1 protein-coding gene and 1 pseudogene are annotated in these 3,536 nt (G+C 76.8%); both read left to right on the top strand.

Going from position 1 to position 3,536, the window contains the following annotated elements:
• Positions 1–98: 98 nt before the first annotated feature.
• Positions 99–1,349 (top strand): phosphoribosylamine--glycine ligase, encoded by a 1,251-nt coding sequence (gene purD / locus AAHZ94_RS30790; RefSeq protein WP_349997013.1) that lies wholly within the window; start codon positions 99–101, stop codon positions 1,347–1,349.
• 1,546 nt (positions 1,350–2,895) lie between these two features.
• Positions 2,896–3,536, top strand: a pseudogene (locus AAHZ94_RS30785) (hypothetical protein); the annotation flags it as partial.

The raw sequence follows: 3,536 nt of genomic DNA, 5'->3' as shown, positions 1-3,536 counted from the left end.
CCCCCCGCCGGCGGCCCCCCCCCCCCCCCCCCCCGGGGCCCCGGGGGTGCCCGGGCGGGGGGGGGGGGGCCGCGGTCGGCGACGTTTAGGCTGGGCCCGTGAAGGTCCTCGTCATCGGCGGCGGCGCCCGCGAACACGCCCTGTGCCGCTCACTCTCCCTCGACCCCGACGTCACCGCGCTGCACTGCGCGCCCGGCAACGCTGGCATCGCCGAGGTCGCAGAGCAGCACCAGGTGAACGTCCTCGACGGCATCGCGGTCGCCGACCTCGCCGGCTCGCTCGGCGTGGACCTGGTCATCGTCGGCCCGGAAGCGCCGCTGGTCGCCGGGGTCGCGGACGCCGTGCGCGACCGCGGCATCCCGTGCTTCGGCCCGTCCGCAGCCGCGGCCCGCCTCGAAGGCTCCAAGGCGTTCGCGAAGGACGTCATGGCCACGGCCGGCGTCCCCACCGCGCGCAGCTACGTCTGCGTCAACGCCGAAGAGGTGGACGAAGCGCTCGACGCCTTCGGCCCGCCGTACGTCGTCAAGGACGACGGTCTCGCGGCCGGCAAGGGCGTCGTGGTCACCGAGGACGTCGCCGTCGCCCGCGCGCACGCGCTCGCCTGCGACCGGGTGGTCATCGAGGAGTTCCTGGACGGCCCCGAGGTGTCGCTGTTCGCGATCACCGACGGCGAGACCGTCCTCCCGCTCCAGCCGGCGCAGGACTTCAAGCGCGCCCTGGACGGCGACGAGGGCCCCAACACCGGCGGCATGGGCGCCTACTCGCCGCTGCCGTGGGCCGACCCCAAGCTGGTCGACGAGGTGCTCGAAACCGTCCTCCAGCCGACCGTCGACGACCTGCGCCGCCGCGGCACGCCGTTCTCCGGACTGCTGTACGCGGGCCTCGCCATCACCTCGCGCGGGGTGCGGGTCATCGAGTTCAACGCCCGCTTCGGCGACCCGGAGACCCAGGTCGTACTGGCCCGGCTCAAGACGCCGCTGGCCGGCGTGTTGCTGCGGGCGGCCACCGGCACGCTGGAGCTCCAGCCGCCGCTGCGCTGGAGCGACGGCGCCGCGGTCACCGTCGTCATCGCCTCGCACAACTACCCCGGCACGCCGCGCACCGGCGACCCCATCACGGGCCTGGCCGAGGCCGCCGAACACGAGAAGACGTACGTGCTGCACGCCGGCACCAAACTCGCCGAGTCCGGCGAGGTCGTCAGCTCCGGCGGCCGGGTGCTGTCCGTGACGGCCACCGGCTCCAGCCTCGCGACGGCGCGCGAGCGCGCGTACCGAGCGCTCGACGTGATCGACCTGGACGGCTCCCACCACCGGACGGACATCGCCGCGCGTGCGGCGGAGCCGCGGTAGGCGGTAGCCGGGCCTGCGGGTCCGGTTGGCCCGGTGGGGCGCGCTGCCGTCCGGTGCGTGATCCTCACGTACGGGCGTACGGGCGTACGGGCGCGCGGGAAGCGCGGGGACTCATTATCCCCTTGGCCTGTGCCCGGCGTCCTGGTCCGTGTGCTGTCGGCATGGGGCGGGGATCGCTGGTCGTGCGGCGGAGCCGCGGTAGGCGGTAGCCAGGCCTGCGGGTCCGGTGGGTCGGCCCGTCGCCCGGCGCGTGATCCTCGCGCGCGGGGAGCGCGGAGGTTCGTCATCCCCTTGGCCCGTGCCCGGCGCCCCGGACCGTGCGCTGCCGGGCGAGGTACGGCGGCGTCCGGTGTGCCGGGCCCCCGGGGCGACGTCGTACGGGTCAGGCCGATGGCGTACGGGGCCCGGTCGGGGGAGCGTGATCGACGTACGGCCAGGCCCGCCGCCGACGGACGTGCGTACCGGGACGGGTAGCCGGGCCCATCGGTGCGCAGTCGGCGCCGCCGTGGCCCGAGTGGGCTGCGGCCTTCGATTCCAGCGGCAGCCGTGCCCGTGCCCGTGCCCGCGCACCGACCCCGCCGGCGGACGGCGCCCGCGCCCCCGCCACACCGCCGAGCGCGGCCGAACGCACCCCCCCGCGGCTGCCCGCACCCCCTGGTGCCCCTTCGCCGCCCCCGTGGTCGGACGTATCCGCCGCGCCCGCGGCGCGTATCCGCCGCCCGCCAACCCGCCGGCGTGTTCCCGCCGCGGCCCGCGCCCCGCACGCCGGCAGCCGACGGCCCGTACCACCACGGTGCGTGACGGCGGCCCCGCGCAGGCTCCCGTACCGGCCCCGACCGGCCGCCCCACCGGCTGAACATCCGGCGGTACGACGGGCGCGCCCAGCCACTGCGGGCGGCCCCGGCGTGGCGGTGCAGACGGCGGCGGGTACGGGGCGGAGACAGTGCGGGTGGGACGCCGGGCGGGGCGTCGAACCGGGACCCGAAACCGGCACCGTTACGGCGGGCGTCGCCGGTGGACAGGCCGGCTGGCGGGCCGGGAGCTCGTCCGTTTACCCGCTTTGACCTGCGGCGATGGCGTCGGTCCTGGCCTCGGGCGGCAGCGGTCGAAGCGGCCACGGGCGGCGGCGGCCGGGGCGGGTGCGGGCCGGTGGGCTCGGTACGGCCGCGCCGGCGCACCACCCCCTGCGGCACGCCCTGGGCACACGCCCCGGCGCCGCTCGGGCGCTCGGCCTCGGCACCGCCCCCGGCCTCGTCGTTCACCCATCAGGCGCAGGTTCCGCTATCTGACCGGAATGGTTCCTACCCCTGTATGAAGCCATTCCATTGAGTGAGCGCTTGGCCATCTGGGTGACGCGATTCCCGGCCGCAACTAGTGTGCCGCGCAGGCACGCTGCGGCAAGTGGCGCAGCGACTGCCGCGCGGGCCGGGGGGCCTTCGCACACCGACATTGCGGTGTCAGTAGCCGGTGCGACAGTGGTGGGGTACGCACGCCGGCGACGTCCGCTGTCGCACTCACCGCAGGGCAGTAGGGGGTGATCCGTCTCATGGCAGGTCCGGAAGCCGATACGCCGGGAGCTCGTGCACGAGCGCTCGCGGTGCTGCGCGTGCGCGGTGCCGCGCAGGCCGTGGCGCTGCTGCCGACCGCCGTTGCGGTGCTGCTCCTCGTGGGAGGCAGCACCGGCCACATCGGCGGCGCGGGCGCCGGCTGGCGCACCGCGCGCTGGGTCGCCGTCGGCCTGGCCGCGCTGACCCTGCTGGTGGCCGCGGCCGTCACGGTGGCCATCGCGCGGGCACGCCCCGCGCTCAGCCCCACCGTGCCCATCCCGCAGGCGAGCGCTCCCGACCTGCACCGACTGGTGCACGACCTCGCCGACGAACTGGGCGTGCCCGCCCCGTCCGCGATAGCCCTGACACCGGACTGCGACAGTTGGCTGGAGGACCGCACGCACAGTGCCCGGCGCGCCAGGGCCAGCGCCCGCCGCCGCGCCGCGGCCGGCGCCATCGGCCGCGGGACCAGCAGGTTCGGCCGGCTGCGACTGGGTGCACGGCGACCCGCGGAGCCCGTAGGCGAGGCACAGCCCCCGGCCACGCCCGCGTCCGCGCGGAGTGCGCCCGAGCCGTCCCCCGGTGCGGCGGCGTCCCCCGGGATGACGGCCGACGCCGCGCACGGAGCGGCCTCCGGCCC

Source organism: Streptomyces sp. HSW2009, assembly GCF_040240285.1.
In the GTDB taxonomy this organism is placed as follows: Bacteria; Actinomycetota; Actinomycetes; order Streptomycetales; family Streptomycetaceae; genus Streptomyces.
This window is presented reverse-complemented; position numbering and strand designations above follow the sequence as displayed.